The sequence below is a fragment of the Cellulomonas humilata genome, from assembly GCF_030814415.1.
GTDB classification, from domain to species: Bacteria; Actinomycetota; Actinomycetes; order Actinomycetales; family Cellulomonadaceae; genus Cellulomonas; species Cellulomonas humilata_A.
Genome location: NZ_JAUSVB010000001.1, coordinates 1,155,603 through 1,173,008, shown reverse-complemented (window position 1 = coordinate 1,173,008; position 17,406 = coordinate 1,155,603). Strand labels below are relative to the sequence as shown.

Below are 17,406 nucleotides of genomic sequence, written 5' to 3'. Positions count from 1 at the left end.
GCGGGGCAGACTGCTGGCCATGTCCGTGGCCTTCCTGCTGACCACCCTGGTCATCGTCGCGACGCCCGGCACCGGCGTGATCTACACGCTGAGCGCCGGCCTCTCGCGCGGCACGCGCGCCAGCCTGGTCGCGGCCTTCGGCTGCACGCTCGGCATCGTGCCGCACGTCGTCGCCGCGATGACCGGGCTCGCCGCGGTGCTCAACGCCAGCGCGGTCGCGTTCCAGACGCTGAAGCTCCTGGGCGTCGCGTACCTGCTGTACATGGCGGTGCGGATGTGGCGGGACCGGTCGGAGATCGTCGTCAGCGGGCAGACCGAACCGCTCTCGGCCGGACGCGTCATCTGGTCCGCCGTGCTGCTCAACGTGCTCAACCCCAAGCTGACGATCTTCTTCTTCGCGTTCCTGCCACAGTTCGTGCACCCCGACGAGCCCGGCGCGCTCCTGCACATGACGGCCCTCAGCGGGGTGTTCATGTCGATGACGTTCGTCGTGTTCGCCGTCTACGGCGCGTTCGCGGCCGCCGTGCGGTCTCAGGTGGTCTCCCGCCCGCGCGTGGTCCTGTGGATGCGGCGGACGTTCGCGGGAGCGTTCGTCGCCCTCGGCGCCAAGCTCGCCCTGACCGACCGGTGACCGGCTAGGCGCCGATGCCGCTGCGTCTGGAGACCGAGCGGCGGTCCTCACGCCCGAGGTCGAGTCCGACGCTCCCTGGTTCGCGGAGCTGCTGACCACGCGCGGGATCGGGACCTTCACGGTCGACGACGCGCGCGAGCGGATCGCCGCCATGGCGATGGTCGTGGACACGCTCGGGATCGGCGCCCTGGTGCTGCGGCGTCGCGACGACGACGAGGCCCTCGGGTACTGCGCGATCATCGTGGGCCGCGGGACGGTCGACGAGGCGGGCGAGATCGTGTGGCTGCTCTCTAGCCGCTGACCGTGCCGTCCTCGACGACCCCGCCGGTCTGGCCCACCTCGATCGTCCCGCCCGTCATCGAGGCGGACAGGCAGTCGACGACGCGGCGGACGTCCGCCTCGGTCGCGCCCGGAGCCGACGGCGCCACGACCCGGGACACCGGGAGGTCCGACGACATCAGCGCCTCGGCCATCGCCGGGTCGTCGAGGCAGCTGCTCCAGTCGCCCTCGGGGTAGGAGAGCGCGATCGCCCACGGTCCCTCGTCGGGGATCCCGGTCGGCCGCGTGCCGAGCCCCGCGAGCGCCGACAGCGCCAGCGCCACCGCGAGCACGAGGGCCGCGACGACGCCGACCTTGCCTCTGATCGCTCGCACCCCCTGATCCTACGTTCCGTCATTGCACCAATCGGTTCAGTGTCGTATGGTGAACCACATGGTTCAGCATGACACCCTCGACCGGATCTACTCGGCCCTGGCCGACTCGACCCGGCGCGACATCCTCACCCGGCTCGGAGAGGGCCCCGCCAGCATCGGGGAGCTCGCCGAGCCGCACGGGATGACCCTCACCGGCATGACCAAGCACGTACGGGTCCTCGAGGACGCCGGCCTCGTCCGCACCGAGAAGGTCGGACGGTCCCGGCAGTGCCGCCTCGGCGAAGAACGGCTGGACGACGCCATGGCCTGGATCTCCTTCTACCAGCGGCTCTGGGAGCGTCGGCTCGACGGTCTCGAGGCCTACTTCACCCTGCAGAAAGGCACGGACCAATGACCACCGACACCACCCTCGAGCTGCGCACCCAGCGCGTCCTGCCCGCCACCCCGGAGCAGGTGTTCGACGCCTACACCGACGCCGAGAAGCAGAAGATCTGGTTCTCGATCCTCGACGAGGAGCCCGGCGTCGTCGAGATCGAGGTCGATCTGCGCGTCGGCGGCCAGCAGACCGCCGTCTGGGGGCCGAACCGCGACCAGCTCTTCCGGGAGACGCAGACGTTCCTGGTCATCGACCGCCCGCACCGCCTCGTCACCGAGTCCTCCGGCAGCAGCCCCGACGGCATGACGATGACCACGCACGTCGAGGTCACGTTCGAGGCGCAGGGCGACGCCACGCTCATGTCCGTCGTGCAGACCGGGTTCCCGTCGGTCGAGATGCGCGACTTCTTCGCCGAGCACGCCTGGAACGGCGCGTTCGACCGCATCGCGGCGTACCTGGTCCGGGCGTGACAGCCACCGCCACCGAGACGGCCGTCCGCACCCGGCCGGCGTGGGTCGTGGTCGGCGGCGCCGTGATCCTCGCGGTCGTCGTCAATCTCGCGACCTACGCGGTCGGGCGGGCCGCCGGCGCCACGTTCGACTTCACCGCGAGCACCGGCCCGGCGACCGTCTCCGCGATCACCGTGGCCGGGTTCACAGCGGTGCCGCTGCTCGTCGGGCTGACGCTCGTGGCACTCCTGCGCCGACGCATGAGCTGGGTGCTGCCCACCGCACTGGTCATCGCCCCGGTGCTCGCCGTCGCGACGATCTTCCTCATGACGATCCCGGCCGACCTCGACACCGCCAGCACGATCACGCTCGCCTGCTGCCACCTGGCCCTGGTCCCCGTCGTGGTGCTCGCGCTGCGCGCGCTGAGGGATTGACGTTGCCCGCCGCGGGGACGGCGCGCGAGGCTGACCCGATGGTCGACCTCGTGCACGTCCCCGCGGACCCGGACCACCCCGACGCCTGGACCGTGGAGGGGACGGTCCTCGTCGGCGACGCCGTCGACGTCGCGATCCACGGCTCGACCGACTTCTCGCTCGACGTCCCCACCACGCGCGCGACGCTCACCGAGCCCCACCGCACGGTGCACCGGCTCGTCGCCGTCCCTGCCGGGTCGCCACGCGTCCCCGGGTCCGTGGTCGGCCGGGCCATGGTCGGCCTGCCGCTGGTGGGCAACGCGCACCTGGCTGTCGTCTACGTCGGCGTGCACCCCGACTGGCGACGACGCGGCATCGGGTCGGCGCTCTGGGACGCCGGCATCGACCTCGCCCGGGCGGCCGGACGCCGCACCGTCATCTCCGACTCCTCCTACCGGACCGAGCCACCCCCCGGACCGGACGCCCTCGAGTCCCCCACCGGCAGCGGCCGGATCCCCGCGCACGACGACGCCACCCGGTTCGCGCTCTCCCGCGGGTTCACGCTCGAGCAGGTGGTCCGGCACTCGGTGCTCGACCTGCCGGTCACCGTCGACCACCTCCGGTCCGATCCCGGCAGCGACTACCGCGTCCACCTGATGAAGGACGAGTTCGCCACGCAGTGGCTCGACGGCCTCGCCGTCCTCAGGACGCGGATGAGCACCGACGCCCCGTCCGCCGGGCTCGAGCTCACCGAGGACCCCTGGGACGCCGAGCGTGTCCTCGCCGACGGCGCCGACATCCACCGCCGCGGGCACGGGTTCCTGGTGGCCGTCGTCGAGCACGTGCCCACCGGCACGTTGGCCGGCTTCTCGGAGGTCAGGTACCCGCTGGACAGGCCGGCCGTCGTGTACCAGGGCGACACCCTGGTGCTGCGTGAGCACCGTGGCCACGGGCTCGGGATGCTCGCGAAGATCGCGGTCCTCGACGAGCTCGCGACTGTTCGCCCGGACGCCGAGCGCATCCACACGTGGAACGCGCAGGAGAACGCGCACATGCTGGCCATCAACGTGGCGCTCGGCTTCCGGCAGGCCAGCGTCGACGCGGAGTGGCAGCGGCCTCTGTGAGGCTGTCCGAGGTGCGTGCGAGCATGCGCACGTGACCCGCACCGAGCAGACCACCTGGCGCCCGGGGACGGTCCGCGAGGCCGCCGGTGGGCTGGTCGCCCTCACGCTGGCGACGTTCGTCGCAATCACCACCGAGCTGGTCCCCGTCGGGCTGCTGCCGCAGATCAGCACCGACCTGGAGGTCACCGAGTCCGTCGCCGGGCTGCTGGTCACCGTGTACGCGTTCATGGTGGCGGCGCTCGCGATCCCCCTGACCCTGGGCACCCGGCGGCTGCCCCGCAAGGGACTGCTCCTGGTGACCCTGGTCGCCTACACGGTCAGCAATGCGCTTGTCGGGATCGCGCCGTCGTTCGGCCTCGTCGCCGCCGGGCGCGCCGTCGGTGGCATCGCGCACGCGCTCTTCTTCTCCCTGAGCATCGGCTACGCGTCCCGGCTGGTGCTCCCGCAGGTCACCGGCCGCGCGCTCGCCCTGGTCACCGCCGGGGCGTCCGCCGGGCTCGTGCTCGGCGTGCCGCTGTCCACTGCGCTGGGCATCGCCGTCGGCTGGCGCAACGGGTTCCTGGTGCTCGCCGCCGGGTGCGCGCTGGCCACGATCCTCGTCGCCACCCTGCTCCCACCGGTCTCCGGCGACGACGCGCCCCACGCCGACCACACCCGCACCGACCGTCGCCGACGGCTCGGCATCGTGTCGAGCGCCAACACGCTCACCTACCTGGCGCAGTACACGGTCTACACGTACGTGTCGGTCATCCTGCTCGCGACCGGCCTCGCCGAGACCGCCGTCGGTCCCGTCCTCCTCGGCCTCGGCGCCGTCGGCCTCGTCGGCACCGCGTACGCCGCCCTCTCGCTCGACCGCAACCCGCGTCGCGGCACCCTCGTCGTGCACGCCGTCATGGCCCTCGGCCTGCTGGCGCTCGGCGTCGCCTTCCCGTCGCGGGTCGGCGTCCTCGTCGCCGCCGCCGTGTGGTCCGGGGCGTTCGGCGCGATGGCGTCCGTGTTCCAGACCGCCGCCATCCGCACCCGCGGCGCCTCGCCCGACATCATCGGCGCGCTGGTCAACTCGACCGCGAACATCGGGATCGGCGGCGGCGCGGCGCTCGGCGGACTCGTGCTCGTCGGCCCCGGCCTCGGCGCCCTGCCGTACGTCGGCGCCGGGCTCCTGGCGGTGAGCCTGGTGGTCATCGTCGTGGCACGACGGTCGTTCCCGACCCTCGCTGACCCGGCCGAGGGGAATGACGCATGACCGTCCAGCAGGCCGTCCTCGGGTTCGCCGTCGTCGCCGGGCTGCTGACGATCATCCCGGGCATCGACACCGCGCTCGTCCTGCGGTCGGCGATCAGCCGAGGGCGCGGGTACGCCTTCGCCGCCGCGGCGGGCATCAATGCCGGCTGCTTCGTCTGGGGCATCGCGGCGGCGATCGGCGCCTCCGCCCTGCTCGCCGCGTCCGAGCTGGCCTACCGGATCCTGACGCTGGCCGGCGCCGCGTACATGGTGTGGCTCGGCATCCACCTGCTGCGGGCGAGCATGCGGCCGCGCGAGGCTGCACCGGCCGGGTCCGTCGACCCGCCCCGCGCCTCCGCCTGGCACGGGTTCGCGACCGGGCTCTGGACCAACCTGCTCAACCCGAAGATCGGTGTGTTCTACCTGGCGACGATCCCGCAGTTCGTCCCCGCGGACACCTCGCCCCTGCTCATGGGCGTCCTGCTCGCGGCCGTGCACAACGTCCTGGGCATGGCCTGGTTCACCGTGATCATCCTGGCCACCGGCTTCGCGGCCCGCTGGCTCGCCCGCGACTCCGTCGCGAAGATCACCGACCGGATCACCGGCACGGTCCTGGTCGCCTTCGGCGCCAAGCTGGCGCTCGACAGCCGCTAGGACGCCGACGGCCTCTCGACGGCGGCAGGCTCGGGATCGGGATCCGGCGAGGGGGCCGGCTTCGGCAGGTCCTCGCCCGACAGCCACGAGTACCAGGCGGTCTCCGGGCCGCCCTGCAGCAGCACCGCGCGGGTCAGCAGCGTCAGCGGCACCGCGAGGATCGCGCCGAGCGGTCCGATGACGAAGGTCCAGAAGATGACGGACACGAAGCTGAGCGTGAGCGTGATGTTCACGGCGTCGGCGACGAACTTCGGCTGCACCAGCACCTGCAGCACCACGTTCACGGCGCTGTAGACGGCGATCACCGCGAGCGCCAGAGGCCAGCCCCCGACGACGAGCGCCATGATCGTGGGCGGGATGACGCCGATGACGAACCCGATGTTCGGGATGAAGTTGGTGACGAAGGCGAGGATCGCCCACACCGCGGGGGCGGGAACGCCGAGTGCCCAGAGCGCGAGCCCGTCGATGACGGCGACCACGGCGCCGAACGACGCGCTGACCACGAAGTAGCGACGGACGCCGATGTTGAACGTGGTGGCCCGGCGCAGGACGCCGCCCTGCGTGGCGCCGAACTCCACGTGCGCCCCGTCGTACCGGGCGGCGTCCACCGACATGAAGATGACGTAGGTGACGACGACGAACAGCGTGCTGGCGACACCGACGACCGCCCCGCTGATGCTCGTCGCGACCCCGAGGAGCTGCGACGGCTGGAGCGCGTCCGTCGCGGAGCTCACGGCGTCCTGGTCGAGCCCGAGGGATGCGAGCCACGAGGTGGCGCCGCCGACCGCGTCCTGCAGGTCCTGCAGGTACTCCTGCACCAGCCCGGCGAACTGGACCCCGGCGAACACCAGCATGGCGATGAGGACCAGCAGGATCAGGTAGACGACGGCGATGACCACGGTCGTCGCGGCGGCCCGGTGCCAGCCTCGGGCCTCCAGCGGGTGCCTGATGGGGTGCACGATGATGACGAGCACCGCGGCGAGGAACAGCGGGGCGAGCACCTCCCGCGTGGCGTGGACGCCGGCGAGCACGATCACGGCCGCCGAGAGGAACAGCAGCGTCCGGGTGGAGGGCGCGAGGCCTTGGGGCGATGCCATGGGGCGCGCGTGCTCCTTCGACGATGTCCGCGGGTCGGGTGCACGCAAGATAGCGCGGCGCGTCAGACCGGGGCGGCACGCCACTCGCGCGGGGTCATGCCGTACTCGCGACGGAACACGCGGCCGAAGTGCGAGGCATCGACGAACCCCCAGCGGGCGCCGACGCCGGACACGGTCAGGTGCGCGAAGGCAGGGTCGCGCAGCGCCCGTCGGCACTCCTGCAGCCGCAAGGTCCGGATGGTGTCCTGGAGCCCGACGCCGGCGCGCTCGAGCTCCGCGTACAGGTGCCGGACGGACACGTGGTGCGCCGCGGCGATGGTGGTCGCGGACAGGTCCCGGTCCGACAGGTGCTTGCGCACGTGCTCCCGGACGCGGAGCACCAGCGAGCCCTGCAACGGCGCTGCGGCGGCCGGCTCGTCGGCCAGGTGCGTGGTGATGAGCGCCCGGAGCAGGTCGATGCTGGGTCCGGCGACGAGCGCACCGGCCGTCGGGTGGTCGAGGACGTCGGTGCTGCCGAGCGTGTCGAAGTACGGCGCGACGACGGCCGCGAGCGCGTTGTTGTCCGGTCCGATGCGCAGCCCGGCGATCGCGTCCATGGTCCCGTCCGGCAGGGCGAGCGCGCCGCGGGGCACCTGGAAGTAGTGCAGCTCGGTGCGGTTCGTGTTGAGCACGGTGTACGGGCGCGTGCTGTCGTAGACCGCCATGTCGCCGGCGCGCAGGACCGCCTGGTTGTCGCCCTGCGCGACCATCGTGGTGCCCGACACCTGCACGGCGAGGAACACCGTCGGCTCGTGGTCCTGCCGGGCCAGACCCGGGGTGCGGCGCAGCATCGTGGGGGTCGAACGGGCCGACGAGAAGTTGACGGGTCCTGCCTCGAAGACCCGGCAGAGCACCTCGATGTCGGCGGCTGGCCGGTCGTAGTCGATCTCGACCGGGAGGACCCCGGCCCAGATGGCGTCGCGGATGATCTCGATGCGGTCGTCGGGCGGCAGGTCGTCCGAGCGCAGGACAAGGCTCATGGATAAACCTCACATGTCGGACACGGCGAACGTTCCCACCGTATGCGCCGAGACCCCGCGTCCGACAGACCGGATCGTGCACGGACGGACCAGAACCGTGCACGTCACGGCCACCCGCCCGTCGCCCGCCCAGGCGGAAACTGGCGTCGACCGTCATCGTTCGAAGGGAACCGACCATGAGCCCCACCGTCGTCCTGATCCACGGAGCCTTTGCCGACGCCTCCGGCTGGGGCGGTGTGATCAGCCGCCTGACCGCCGCCGGGCACACCGCCTACGCACCCGCCAACCCGCTGCGCAGCGTGTCCGGCGACGCCGCGTACGTCCGGTCCTTCGTCTCGACGATCGAGGGTCCGGTCATCCTCGTCGGGCACTCCTACGGCGGCGCGGTCATCACGAACGCGGCCGTGGGTGCCGACAACGTCAAGGCGCTCGTCTACATCGCGGCCTTCGCGCTCGAGGAGGGCGAGGCGGCCGGCCCCGCGACCGCCCTCGGCAGCGAGGGTCCCCCGCCGGACCTCACGCAGGTGATCGTCGTGCGCCCGTTCCCGGACGCCGGCGAGGGGAACGCCGACGCCTATCTGGACCCGGCGATCTTCCCGCAGACCTTCTGCCAGGACCTGCCCCCGGAGACGGGCGCGATCATGGCGGTCTCGCAGCGGCCCGCCGCGCTGGCCACCCTCGGGGAGCCGTCCGGCCCACCCGCGTGGAGGACGCTGCCGTCCTGGTACCTGGTCGCGTCGCAGGACCGGGTGATCCCGCCGGCCGCCGAGCGCGCCATGGCCGCACGTGCCGGGTCGACGACCGTCGAGATCGACAGCTCGCACGTCGCGATGATCAGCCACCCCGACGAGGTTGCTGACCTGATCACGCAGGCGATCGCCGCGGTGGGCTGACCAGCGGCGCAGGGAACCGGGGCATGACCTGCGTGCCGTGCAGCCACGCGGTGAGCCGGTCGGCCTCGGTGTCCAGCGCCGCGCGCACGTCGGCGCCCACGTCCTCGAGCAGCACCAGGTCGGCGGCGCCGTCCTTCGTGGACCAGCCGCCGACGATCCGCCCGTCGACCCAGATGGTCGCGCCCCCGTTGCCGGCGGTGTCGAACACCTGAGCGCGGTGCGGTCCGAGGTACCAGTCGCGCTCGAACCAGGCCATCGTGGTCGGGTCGAGGGCGGGCAGGAGGGCGACCCAGGGTTCGACGGGGCCGACGGGGTCGGTGTCGTCGGGCAGCACCCAGCCCGACCCGCCGCCGTCCAGCGACACCTCGACCGCGCCGACGTCCCGCAGGGCCTGCCGGACCGCGGTCAGGGTCGAGCCGAGCCACCACTTCAGGTCCAGGGTGGTCCCCGGGCCGAACCGGCGCAGCCACCGCTCGACCAGCTGCGCCCGTGCGACGTCCTCCGGCATCGGCGGGATCGGCTCCCCCAGCCAGTCGGTGGCCAACGCCCAGGTGGGTCGCGACGAGGTCCACGAGCCGAGGTTCCCGGCGCGCACGATCGTCCCGGCAGCCTGCAGGCACGTCATCACGCGCGACACCACGGGGAACGACCCCGCCCACGACTTCCCGTGGCCGTACGCGATCGAGCCCTCCAGCACGGGCTCGCGCTCGCGGAGCTGGGCCGCGGTGAGCGGTCCGTCGGCCAGGCCGTCGACGGCGGCCGCCGTGACCTCGTCGAACCAGCGCTCGGCGTCCTCGACGAGGCCTGCCTCCCGCACCTCCTTCTCCAGCCGACGCCGCTCGACACCGGCGACCCGGTTGCTCGACGCGGCCTGCACGATGGGCAGCAGGTCGCGCGTGACCGCGAAGAGCGTCCGGCGCATGGCCAGGTGCTTGACGAGGGTGCGGTCGTCGAAGAACGCGCGATCGAGGTCCGGCACCGTGAAGCCGTCGACGCGCGCCCACGCGGACAGGTAGAGCCCGGCGGGGTCGGTGGCGTGCAGGCAGACCATCGCGTCGGCCGCGGCCTCGACCCCGGAGACCCGGAACGGCTCGGTCACGGCGTGCCGACGAGCCAGGCGCGCGCGGCGTTCGTCGTCGTCGAGGTGGATCACGCTGTGATCTTCTCAGCAGACCGTTCTCAGCCGACCGTGTGGTTGTAGAGCCAGTCGTTGCGGGTGTCGTCGGCGGCCCGGCGCAGGAACATCGGCATCATCGCGTCGCGGATGGCTACGCCGACACGGCTCTTGGTGACCCGCTTCTGCGCGTTGATCGCACGGGCGTACTTCACGACGGCGTCGGTGCGCGGCTGGCGCGCGGACTGGTAGGACGCGAACGCGTCGGAGAACGAGGACTGCTCGCGCAGCGCCCGAGCCAGGACGGCCGCGTCCTCCAGTGCGAGCGACGCCCCCTGCCCGGCGCTCGGGCTGGTGGCGTGCACGGCGTCCCCGACGGCGACGGCCCGCCCGCGGCTCCACTGCCGCACCCCGACGAGGTCGTCGATGGGGTACGGACGGAGCTCGTCGGAGGTCGCCGCGAGGATCTGCGGGACCGGGTACGGGTCGTCGGAGTGCAGCGCCCGCAGGTCGTCCAGCGTCACGGTCGCGTCCCGGTCGGGTGCCGTGACGTTGGCGAACCAGTAGGTGGTGCCGTCGGCGCGCACGAGGTAGCCGAAGAACGAGCGGGCGCCGAAGACGAAGTGCTGGGTCTCGGGCGTCGGCTCCAGGCCGGGCACCCGCGCGAACCCGCCGACCCCGACGAGACCGCTGTAGGTGGGCTCGGGGGCGTCCGGGTCGATGTGGCGCCGCGTCGGGGAGCCGATGCCGTCGGCGCCGACGAGGAGGTCACCCTCCGCGACCGCCCCGTCCGCGAACGTGGCGCGCACGCCGTGTTCGTCCTGGTCGATCGACACCAGCCGCGCGCCGTACGTCGTCGGGACCCCCGCCGCGTCGGACCCCTCGCGCAGCACCTGGTGCAGCCAGCTGCGGCGCACGATGACGCTGCCGCGCTCGGGCTCGCGCGCCGGGCCGTTGGGCACCGTGCCGAGCTCCTTGCCGGTCCGGCTCCACATCACCATGCGCCCGGCGCGGTGGCCGTCGGTGAGCAGCCGCTTGCGCAGACCGAGCGTCTCCAGGACGGCGAGGCCGTTCGTCGCGACGTTGAGGAACAGGCCGGCGTACGGGTCGGGCTCCGCGTGCGCCTCGTAGACGTGGGCGTCCCAGCCGTCCCGCGTGAGGAGCTGCGCGGCCGCGGGACCGGCGACCCCGCCGCCGATGATGAGTGCTCTGGGCATGACGCCCCCCTTTGCTACCGTGGAAGTACGAGACTCTCGTTTCTAGAGTCTCTCGTATTTCGAGAGAGTAGGTCGCCGATGGGATCCGTGTCAACGCGCGAGCAGTCCATCGCGCTCATGGCCGACGTCATGCGCGACTTCATGGCCAACGCCGTGCTGTTCCAAGACGCGGTCGCACGCACCGGCGGCCTCAACAGCACGGACCTGCAGGCGGTCAGCCTGCTGATGAGCCAGGGACCCGCCACCCCCGGTGAGCTGGCCGAACGCACCGGCCTGAGCGCCGGCGGCGCCATCACCGCGGTGATCGACCGCCTGGAGAAGGCCGGCTACGTCAGCCGCCAGCGCGACCAGGCCGACCGGCGGCGCGTCATCGTGACGGCCGACGTGAACAAGGTCCTGGAGCAGGTCGGCCCGATCTACGGCCGCGTCGGCGCCCGCTGGGCCGCCTACCTGGACACCCTCACCGACGAGCAGATCGAGCTGGCGAACGAGCTCTTCGCGCGCGCCAGCCAGATCAACCGCGAGGAGATCGAGCAGTTGAAGGAGAGCCGATGATCGAGGTCACGGCACCCGACGGCCGGACGCTGCGCGCGTACGACGTCCCCGTCGACGACCCCGTCCTGACCGTCGTGTGGCACCACGGCACGCCCAACGTCGGCACCCCGCCGGAGCCTCTGCTGCCCGCGAGCGCCGAGGGCGGCATCCGCTGGGTGTCCTACGACCGCCCCGGCTACGGCGGCTCGACACCCCACCCCGGTCGCGACGTCGCCTCCGCGGCCGGTGACGTCGAGGCCATCGCCGACGCCCTCGGGCTCGACCGGTTCGCGGTCCTCGGCCACTCCGGCGGCGGACCTCACGCGCTGGCCTGCGCCGCGCTCCTGGACGACCGGGTCGTCGCGACCGTCAGCGGGTCGAGCCTCGCGCCGTACCCCGCGGACGGCCTCGACTGGTTCGCGGGCATCAACCCCGCCGGCACCGCCGAGCTGCGCGCAGCCGTCGAGGGCCGCGCGGCGCTCGAGCGGGTGCTGACCGCCAGCGAGTACGACCCGGAGATGTTCACCGCGACCGACCACGTGGCGCTCGAGGGTGACTGGGGCTGGCTCGGCCGGATCGCGGGCGAGGCGCTGGAGGGCGGCATCGGCGGGATGGTCGACGACGACCTCGCCTACGTCGCCCCCTGGGGGTTCGACCCCGCGACCATCACCGCACCCGTGCTCCTCCTGCACGGCGAGGCCGACCGCGTGGTGCCCAGCAGCCACGGGCTCTGGCTCACGCACCGCATCCCGTCGGCGGAGCTCTGGCTGCGCCCCGGCGACGGCCACGTCTCGGTGCTGGCCGCGGCGACCGACGCCCTGGACTGGCTCCTCTCGAAAGTCGACGTCGCGGGCACGTGAATCGCTTCGGTACCTGGTCATCGTGCGGGCTGGTCGTGAGGGTGGACTGACGCCCCCGTCACCCGTCAGCGACCCCGTCGCCTGACAGTGGGCGCTCCCGGGGGGTCAACGTCGACGTCTTCGAGAAGGGGACCCACATGTCAGTCCGAGCACGACCTCGCGCGTTGGTCACGGCGCTCCTCGCCGTCGCCATGGCGCTGGTGGCCGCGATCGTCACCTCACAACCTGCCTCCGCGCACGGGTCGGTCACCGACCCCCCGACCCGCAACTACGGGTGCTGGGAACGGTGGGGCAGCAACCACCTCGACCCGACCATGGAGCAGAAGGACCCCATGTGCTGGCAGGCCTGGAAGGCCGACCCGAACGCCATGTGGAACTGGAACGGGCTGTACCACGAGGGCATCGGTGGACGGCATGAGGAGCTCATCCCGAGCGGCCAGCTCTGCTCCGGCGGACGCACGGAGGGCGGCCGGTACAACTCGCTGGACGCGGTCGGCCCCTGGGTGGCCAAGGGCGTCCCGACGTCCTTCACCCTCACGCTGACCGACTCGGCGAAGCACGGTGCCGACTACCTGCGCATCTACGTCACGAAGGCCGGCTTCGACCCGACCACCGAGGCGATCGGCTGGGACGACCTCGACCTGGTCAAGGTGACCGGCCGCTACCCCACGACGGGCCTCTACCAGACGGACGTGAACCTGTCCGGCCGCAGCGGTCGGGCGGTCCTGTACACGATCTGGCAGGCCAGCCACACGGACCAGCCGTACTACCTGTGCAGCGACATCAACATCGGTGGCGGCAACACGACGCCGACCCCCACCCCGACGCCGACGCCGACGGTGACCGCCACTCCGACGCCGACCCCGACGGTGACGCCGACCCCGACGCCCACCCCGACGGTCACCCCCACCCCGACCCCCACGCCGACCGGTGGCACCGGTTCCTGCACGGCGACGGTGAAGGTGGTCAACAGCTGGAACGGCGCGTTCGTCGGTGAGGTCACGGTCAAGGCCGGGTCCACCGCACTGACCGGCTGGCATGCCACAGTCGGCGGAGCGACGCTCACGCAGGCGTGGAACGGTTCCCTGTCCGGGGCCAACACCATCACCAGCGCCGCCTGGAACGGCTCCGTCCCCGCAGGTGGCACCGCGACCGCCGGCTTCATCGCCAACGGGACCGGCAGCGGCCTGACCGCGACCTGCGGCTCGCACTGACGCCGCGACGCACTGACGCCCGCCCGCCTCCGGTCCGGAGGCGGGCGGGCGTTCTCCTGCGGTCTACTGGCCGCATGGCAGCAGAGCCCGTCCCGACGGTCGAGCGGCACGCCACGTGGAAGGAGCTGTTCTTCGACCTGGTGGTCGTCGCCGGCATCGGCCAGCTGGCGCACCTGCTGCACGAGGACACCGAACCCACCACGCTCGGTCTGTACGCCGTCCTGTACCTGGCGTTCTGGATCTCGTGGGCCGGGTTCGCGGTCTACGGGAACATCGCGGGCGACGACGCCAAGACCCACGTACTCATCACCGCGATGCTCGGGCTCGCGGTGATGGCGGCCTCGGTGCCCGGGATCCACGGCTCGCGCGCCGCCGCGTTCGTCGTCGCCTACGTCGCGCTGCGCTGGTACGCGGGAGCGGTCGTGCAGCGCGGCAGGGTGCTGCTCGACTGGCCGTTGGCGCAGTACGGGCTCGGGGCGCTGCCCTGGCTGATCTCGCTGTGGGTCGACGCGCCGCAGCGGTACTGGCTGTGGGGTGTCGGGATCGTCATCGACCTGGTCGTCCTGCTCCTGACGTCCGGCGAGCGCGCCCTGCAGGAGGCCGAGGAGCGGCTCGAGCGTGTGAAGAGCTCGCGCCGACGCGGCGGGCCGGCGGCCGGCCTCATGAGCATCGAGGGGAGGCACACCGAGGAGGAGCACCTCTGGGAGCGGCTCGGGCTCTTCGTCATCATCGTGCTGGGCGAGGGACTCATCCAGATCATCGACGCCGCCGCCGACTCCGCGCAGTGGGACCGCGCGACCGTCGTCGTCGCCCTCGGTGCCTTCGCGCTTCTCGCGTCGGTCTGGGCCGCGGGCCTGCTGCACGGGACCGCGGGCATCCCCCAGCTGACGCCGCACGTGGTCGCGCCGCGCTTCGTGATGCTCCTGCACTCCCTGCTGACCGGCTCGCTCGCCGCCCTGGCCGCCGCGCTCGGGGTCGCCGTCGAGCACACGCACGAGGAGCTCCCGATGGAGTACCGGGCGCTCCTGTGCGGTGCGGTGGCCGCCTACTGCGCGCTCGGCGTGGTGACCGCCCTGCTGGTGGGCAAGGGACGCCGCTGGTTCTTCGGCCGTGGCGTGCCGAGCGTCCTGGTGCCGATCGCGGTGCTGTTCGTCTGGCCCGACCTGCACGTCGGTCTGCTCGTGTGGATCCTCGTCGCCGTCGTCGTCTGGCTGGTGCTGGAGAAGCCGGCGGATGGACGACCGCGCCGGGAGTCGCGCGGACGGGTGAGCCGGCCCCGTCAGACCCGCACGAACACGTAGACGGGGTGCACTCCTCTGCACGACGGGAGGTCAACTGACCCGTGCGTGGCGCCGTTCGACCGCGCGGAGCAGGAGCACGGTGCTCGTCCAGACGATCGCGGCACCCGCGACGACCAACGAGACCGCGACGACGGTGCGCGGGAAGTACGCCTGGAGCACGGAGCTGCAGTACTCGTCGGCGCTGACGTTCTGGGTGAGCTCGGCGTTGTGGAGGTCCTCGTGGCAGCTGCGGACGATCGCGAACCTGCCGGTCGCCAGCAGCAGCCCCCACGGGAGCAGGAGGACCACGAGCCAGCGCAGCTCCTCGACGAGCGACATCGACGGCTGAGCGTGCCGGCGCCGCCGCTCCTGGGCGCGCGACCGCAGCAGTCGCGCGCCGAGCCAGGTCCCGATGACGACCAGCGCCCCGACGACGGCCATGAACACCCCGTGCCCCCCTCCGTCGCGCTCGACAGTAGGCGGGTGCGAGCCGGAGCTCTCCCGATCAGGCCCGCGGTCACCCGGACGGGTCAGGGACGCGTGAGCGGCAGGCCGAACGCCTCGAAGTGCTCCGATCCGATGAAGGCCGTCAGCTCGGAGACCCGGTCGCCGCGAAGCGTCAGCACGTCGATCGACCAGGCGTGGTGCACGTCGTCGCCGGGCGCGCGCAGGTACGACGCCACCGCGGGCTGGCCGTTCGCGCTCGTCGGGACGTGCTGCCACGCGCCGCACGTGAACGCGATCGTCGTCGCGAACTCGGTGACGGCGGCGCGGCCGCGGTACCAGTGCGGCAGCGGCGGCATCGACCAGGTGACGTCCTCGGTCAGCAGGGAGAGCAGCAGGTCCACGTCGCCGCGCTCGAGCGCGGACGAGTACCCGGCGACGACCTCGCGCACGCGCGCGTCGGCGACCGGGTGGGCGTCGCGGGCCGGCACCTTCTCTGCGACCGTCGCCCGTGCGCGCTGCAGGGCGCTGTTCACCGAGGCGGTCGACGTGTCCATCCAGGTGGCGATCTCGGCGGCGGAGAAGCCCAGCACCTCGAACAGCAGGAGCGCAGCACGCTGGTTGCCGGGCAGGTGCTGCAGCGCGGCGACGAACGCGAGCTCGACGGACTCACGCTGCTCGTAGCGGGTGTCCGGGTACGGGCTGAGCCAGGCGACGTCGGTCAGCGGGGCATCCCCGACCACGGCGTGCTCGCTCGACGGTCCGAGGTCCACGGGCAGCGCGCGACGGCTACGCCGGGCGATCAGGTCGAGGCAGGAGTTGGTGGCGATGCGGTACAGCCACGACCGCAACGAGCTCCTGCCCTCGAAGTCGTCGATCGCGCGCCACGCCCGCAGGAGCGCGTCCTGCACGGCGTCGTCGGCGTCGTGCACCGAGCCGAGCATCCGGTAGCAGTGCGCGTGCAGCTCGCCGCGCAGGGGCGCGAGCTGCTCGGTGAAGGCATCGACCTCGGACAGGTCCGTCATGACCGATGATTCTCCCCCGCCGCGCAAGTCCTACTCCTGACACCATCACCCCAGGAGGACCGATGACCACCCTCACCACCGCCACCACGCTCGACGTCCCCGGTGCCCGGATCCACTACGAGCTCCGCGGCTCCGGCCCGCTGATCGCGCTCGTCGGCGCCCCGATGGACGCCACCGCGTTCGCCCCGCTGGCCGACCTGCTCGCCACCGACCACACCGTGCTGACCACGGATCCGCGCGGCATCAACCGCAGCTCGGTCGACCACCCGGACCGCGACTCGACGCCGGTCGAGCGCGCCGCCGACCTGGCCGCCCTGCTCCGGCACGTCGACGCGGGACGCGCGACCGTCCTGGGCTCGTCGGGCGGTGCCGTCACCGTCCTGGCCCTGGTGGAGAGCGCACCCGAGCTCGTGCACACCGCCATCCCGCACGAGCCGCCCCTCGACGAGCTGCTCCCCGACCACGCCGACCTGTACGACAAGACCGAGCAGATGATCGCCACCTACCTGACCGGCGACACCCGCTCGGCCTGGAAGCAGTTCATGGAGATCGGCAACCTGCAGATGCCCGACGAGGTGTTCGAGATGTTCTTCGGCTCGCCGCGCGAGGGGCAGGACGCGCTCGACGAGCACTTCCAGTTCGCGCACATGCTCCGGCACACCGTGCGGTTCCGGCCCGACATCGAGGCGTTGAAGGCCGCACCGACGAGGCTCGTCGTCGGCATCGGCGAGGAGTCGACAGGCGAGCTGTGCGACCGGACGTCGCGGGCGCTCGCGGACCTGCTCGGCATCGAGCCGACCCTGTTCCCCGGCGACCACATCGGGTTCGCCGAGCAGCCGGACGCGTTCGCGGTGCGGCTGCGCGAGATCCTGGGCGCATGACACTCGACGCCACCTTCACCGCGCCCATCAAGAAGGACGGGGCCTTCGCCACCTACCTCGAGCTCGACGGCTCCGCGGAGCTGCTGGGCACCCGCAAGGCGGTCAAGGTCACCGGCACGCTCGACGGCCACGAGTTCGCCGCGACCCTCATGCCGTCGGGCACCGGCCCGCACTGGCTCCCGCTGCGCAAGGCCCTGTGCACGACGATCGGCAAGAGCGCCGCGGGCGAGCTGGTGGAGGTCCGCCTCCTCGACCGGACGACCTGACAACGCCGAACCCGACCTGAGCGCGGTCGCTCAGGTCGGGT

The 17,406-nt window shown here is 72.4% G+C and carries 22 protein-coding genes; 15 read left to right on the top strand and 7 right to left on the bottom strand.

The features are described 5' to 3' along the window. Nucleotides 1-19: 19 nt before the first annotated feature. Nucleotides 20-631: a LysE family translocator gene (locus J2X26_RS05495; RefSeq protein WP_307490460.1), complete on the top strand. Its 612-nt coding sequence runs from the start codon at nt 20-22 to the stop codon at nt 629-631. Nucleotides 632-782: 151 nt separating this feature from the next. Beyond that, nucleotides 783-932 (top strand): hypothetical protein, encoded by a 150-nt coding sequence (locus J2X26_RS05490; RefSeq protein ID WP_307490458.1) that lies wholly within the window; start codon nt 783-785, stop codon nt 930-932. On the opposite strand, the gene J2X26_RS05485 is transcribed toward J2X26_RS05490, so the two are convergent. Beyond that, nucleotides 922-1,284 carry a hypothetical protein gene (locus J2X26_RS05485; RefSeq protein ID WP_307490457.1) on the bottom strand — a complete coding sequence of 121 codons (363 nt, stop codon included), beginning with the start codon at nt 1,282-1,284 and terminating at the stop codon, nt 922-924. The two genes, J2X26_RS05490 and J2X26_RS05485, sit on opposite strands and share 11 nt — an antisense overlap. Before the next feature lie 58 nt (nt 1,285-1,342). On the opposite strand from J2X26_RS05485, the gene J2X26_RS05480 reads away from it, so the two are divergent. Genes J2X26_RS05480 through J2X26_RS05455 form a run of 6 tightly spaced genes read left to right on the top strand, consistent with a single transcriptional unit; the run spans nt 1,343 to nt 5,521 of the window. Beyond that, entirely contained in the window at nt 1,343-1,678 is a 336-nt protein-coding gene (locus J2X26_RS05480; protein WP_307490456.1) for an ArsR/SmtB family transcription factor, read from the top strand. Beyond that, nucleotides 1,675-2,130: an SRPBCC family protein gene (locus J2X26_RS05475; RefSeq protein WP_307490454.1), complete on the top strand. Its 456-nt coding sequence runs from the start codon at nt 1,675-1,677 to the stop codon at nt 2,128-2,130. Before J2X26_RS05480 ends, J2X26_RS05475 begins: the two co-directional genes overlap by 4 nt. Beyond that, nucleotides 2,127-2,543, top strand: a complete 417-nt coding sequence (locus tag J2X26_RS05470) for a DUF6069 family protein (RefSeq protein ID WP_307490452.1) — start codon at nt 2,127-2,129, stop codon at nt 2,541-2,543. The genes J2X26_RS05475 and J2X26_RS05470 overlap by 4 nt, the downstream gene beginning before the upstream one ends. Nucleotides 2,544-2,581: 38 nt before the next feature. Next, nucleotides 2,582-3,646: a GNAT family N-acetyltransferase gene (locus J2X26_RS05465; protein WP_307490450.1), complete on the top strand. Its 1,065-nt coding sequence runs from the start codon at nt 2,582-2,584 to the stop codon at nt 3,644-3,646. A gap of 31 nt (nt 3,647-3,677) precedes the next feature. After that, nucleotides 3,678-4,889, top strand: a complete 1,212-nt coding sequence (locus J2X26_RS05460) for an MFS transporter (RefSeq protein WP_307490448.1) — start codon at nt 3,678-3,680, stop codon at nt 4,887-4,889. Then, nucleotides 4,886-5,521: a LysE family translocator gene (locus J2X26_RS05455; protein WP_307490446.1), complete on the top strand. Its 636-nt coding sequence runs from the start codon at nt 4,886-4,888 to the stop codon at nt 5,519-5,521. The genes J2X26_RS05460 and J2X26_RS05455 overlap by 4 nt, the downstream gene beginning before the upstream one ends. Here J2X26_RS05455 and J2X26_RS05450 read toward each other — a convergent pair. Then, nucleotides 5,518-6,618 (bottom strand): AI-2E family transporter, encoded by a 1,101-nt coding sequence (locus J2X26_RS05450; RefSeq protein ID WP_307490444.1) that lies wholly within the window; start codon nt 6,616-6,618, stop codon nt 5,518-5,520. The two genes, J2X26_RS05455 and J2X26_RS05450, sit on opposite strands and share 4 nt — an antisense overlap. 62 nt (nt 6,619-6,680) lie before the next feature. Further along, nucleotides 6,681-7,637 carry a helix-turn-helix domain-containing protein gene (locus J2X26_RS05445; RefSeq protein WP_307490443.1) on the bottom strand — a complete coding sequence of 319 codons (957 nt, stop codon included), beginning with the start codon at nt 7,635-7,637 and terminating at the stop codon, nt 6,681-6,683. Nucleotides 7,638-7,813: 176 nt separating this feature from the next. On the opposite strand from J2X26_RS05445, the gene J2X26_RS05440 reads away from it, so the two are divergent. Beyond that, the gene (locus J2X26_RS05440; protein ID WP_307490441.1) at nt 7,814-8,530 is read left to right on the top strand and encodes an alpha/beta fold hydrolase; all 717 of its coding nucleotides are present in this window, start codon (nt 7,814-7,816) and stop codon (nt 8,528-8,530) included. Here the strand turns inward: J2X26_RS05440 and J2X26_RS05435 are convergent. Continuing rightward, nucleotides 8,502-9,683 (bottom strand): winged helix DNA-binding domain-containing protein, encoded by a 1,182-nt coding sequence (locus tag J2X26_RS05435; RefSeq protein ID WP_307490439.1) that lies wholly within the window; start codon nt 9,681-9,683, stop codon nt 8,502-8,504. The two genes, J2X26_RS05440 and J2X26_RS05435, sit on opposite strands and share 29 nt — an antisense overlap. Before the next feature lie 26 nt (nt 9,684-9,709). Continuing rightward, nucleotides 9,710-10,861, bottom strand: coding sequence for an FAD-dependent monooxygenase (locus J2X26_RS05430; protein WP_307490437.1), 1,152 nt, complete (start codon nt 10,859-10,861; stop codon nt 9,710-9,712). Between the two features lie 78 nt (nt 10,862-10,939). Here J2X26_RS05430 and J2X26_RS05425 point away from each other — a divergent pair, with 78 nt between their 5' ends. From J2X26_RS05425 to J2X26_RS05410, 4 genes are all read left to right on the top strand, one after another. Further along, nucleotides 10,940-11,416 carry a MarR family winged helix-turn-helix transcriptional regulator gene (locus J2X26_RS05425; RefSeq protein WP_307490436.1) on the top strand — a complete coding sequence of 159 codons (477 nt, stop codon included), beginning with the start codon at nt 10,940-10,942 and terminating at the stop codon, nt 11,414-11,416. Next, nucleotides 11,413-12,255 carry an alpha/beta fold hydrolase gene (locus J2X26_RS05420; protein WP_307490434.1) on the top strand — a complete coding sequence of 281 codons (843 nt, stop codon included), beginning with the start codon at nt 11,413-11,415 and terminating at the stop codon, nt 12,253-12,255. Before J2X26_RS05425 ends, J2X26_RS05420 begins: the two co-directional genes overlap by 4 nt. 137 nt (nt 12,256-12,392) lie before the next feature. Continuing rightward, on the top strand, nt 12,393-13,469 hold the full coding sequence (locus tag J2X26_RS05415) for a lytic polysaccharide monooxygenase (protein WP_307490432.1): 1,077 nt from the start codon (nt 12,393-12,395) through the stop codon (nt 13,467-13,469). Nucleotides 13,470-13,543: 74 nt separating this feature from the next. Then, nucleotides 13,544-14,770 carry a low temperature requirement protein A gene (locus J2X26_RS05410; protein WP_307490430.1) on the top strand — a complete coding sequence of 409 codons (1,227 nt, stop codon included), beginning with the start codon at nt 13,544-13,546 and terminating at the stop codon, nt 14,768-14,770. A 30-nt stretch (nt 14,771-14,800) separates the two neighbouring features. Here the strand turns inward: J2X26_RS05410 and J2X26_RS05405 are convergent, their stop codons facing one another. Both J2X26_RS05405 and J2X26_RS05400 read right to left on the bottom strand, forming a co-directional pair. Further along, nucleotides 14,801-15,190, bottom strand: a complete 390-nt coding sequence (locus tag J2X26_RS05405) for a hypothetical protein (RefSeq protein ID WP_307490428.1) — start codon at nt 15,188-15,190, stop codon at nt 14,801-14,803. Nucleotides 15,191-15,279: 89 nt separating this feature from the next. After that, nucleotides 15,280-16,218 carry a sigma-70 family RNA polymerase sigma factor gene (locus tag J2X26_RS05400; protein WP_307490426.1) on the bottom strand — a complete coding sequence of 313 codons (939 nt, stop codon included), beginning with the start codon at nt 16,216-16,218 and terminating at the stop codon, nt 15,280-15,282. A gap of 62 nt (nt 16,219-16,280) precedes the next feature. Between J2X26_RS05400 and J2X26_RS05395 the strand changes: the two genes are divergently transcribed. Both J2X26_RS05395 and J2X26_RS05390 read left to right on the top strand, forming a co-directional pair. Next, nucleotides 16,281-17,099: an alpha/beta fold hydrolase gene (locus J2X26_RS05395; protein WP_307490424.1), complete on the top strand. Its 819-nt coding sequence runs from the start codon at nt 16,281-16,283 to the stop codon at nt 17,097-17,099. Then, complete coding sequence (locus J2X26_RS05390) at nt 17,096-17,365, top strand: DUF1905 domain-containing protein (RefSeq protein WP_307490423.1); 270 nt, start codon at nt 17,096-17,098, stop codon at nt 17,363-17,365. The genes J2X26_RS05395 and J2X26_RS05390 overlap by 4 nt, the downstream gene beginning before the upstream one ends. The last annotated feature ends 41 nt before the right edge of the window (nt 17,366-17,406 follow it).

Bases quoted from the DNA above. Each gene is read 5' to 3' on its own strand.
- J2X26_RS05495 (WP_307490460.1), top strand. From the start codon at position 20: ATGTCCGTGGCCTTCCTGCTGACCACCCTGGTCATCGTCGCGACGCCC.
- J2X26_RS05490 (WP_307490458.1), top strand. From the start codon at position 783: ATGGCGATGGTCGTGGACACGCTCGGGATCGGCGCCCTGGTGCTGCGG.
- J2X26_RS05480 (WP_307490456.1), top strand. From the start codon at position 1,343: ATGGTTCAGCATGACACCCTCGACCGGATCTACTCGGCCCTGGCCGAC.
- J2X26_RS05475 (WP_307490454.1), top strand. From the start codon at position 1,675: ATGACCACCGACACCACCCTCGAGCTGCGCACCCAGCGCGTCCTGCCC.
- J2X26_RS05465 (WP_307490450.1), top strand. From the start codon at position 2,582: ATGGTCGACCTCGTGCACGTCCCCGCGGACCCGGACCACCCCGACGCC.
- J2X26_RS05455 (WP_307490446.1), top strand. From the start codon at position 4,886: ATGACCGTCCAGCAGGCCGTCCTCGGGTTCGCCGTCGTCGCCGGGCTG.
- J2X26_RS05450 (WP_307490444.1), bottom strand. From the start codon at position 6,618: ATGGCATCGCCCCAAGGCCTCGCGCCCTCCACCCGGACGCTGCTGTTC.
- J2X26_RS05445 (WP_307490443.1), bottom strand. From the start codon at position 7,637: ATGAGCCTTGTCCTGCGCTCGGACGACCTGCCGCCCGACGACCGCATC.
- J2X26_RS05440 (WP_307490441.1), top strand. From the start codon at position 7,814: ATGAGCCCCACCGTCGTCCTGATCCACGGAGCCTTTGCCGACGCCTCC.
- J2X26_RS05430 (WP_307490437.1), bottom strand. From the start codon at position 10,861: ATGCCCAGAGCACTCATCATCGGCGGCGGGGTCGCCGGTCCCGCGGCC.
- J2X26_RS05425 (WP_307490436.1), top strand. From the start codon at position 10,940: ATGGGATCCGTGTCAACGCGCGAGCAGTCCATCGCGCTCATGGCCGAC.
- J2X26_RS05420 (WP_307490434.1), top strand. From the start codon at position 11,413: ATGATCGAGGTCACGGCACCCGACGGCCGGACGCTGCGCGCGTACGAC.
- J2X26_RS05415 (WP_307490432.1), top strand. From the start codon at position 12,393: ATGTCAGTCCGAGCACGACCTCGCGCGTTGGTCACGGCGCTCCTCGCC.
- J2X26_RS05410 (WP_307490430.1), top strand. From the start codon at position 13,544: ATGGCAGCAGAGCCCGTCCCGACGGTCGAGCGGCACGCCACGTGGAAG.
- J2X26_RS05405 (WP_307490428.1), bottom strand. From the start codon at position 15,190: ATGGCCGTCGTCGGGGCGCTGGTCGTCATCGGGACCTGGCTCGGCGCG.
- J2X26_RS05400 (WP_307490426.1), bottom strand. From the start codon at position 16,218: ATGACGGACCTGTCCGAGGTCGATGCCTTCACCGAGCAGCTCGCGCCC.
- J2X26_RS05395 (WP_307490424.1), top strand. From the start codon at position 16,281: ATGACCACCCTCACCACCGCCACCACGCTCGACGTCCCCGGTGCCCGG.
- J2X26_RS05390 (WP_307490423.1), top strand. From the start codon at position 17,096: ATGACACTCGACGCCACCTTCACCGCGCCCATCAAGAAGGACGGGGCC.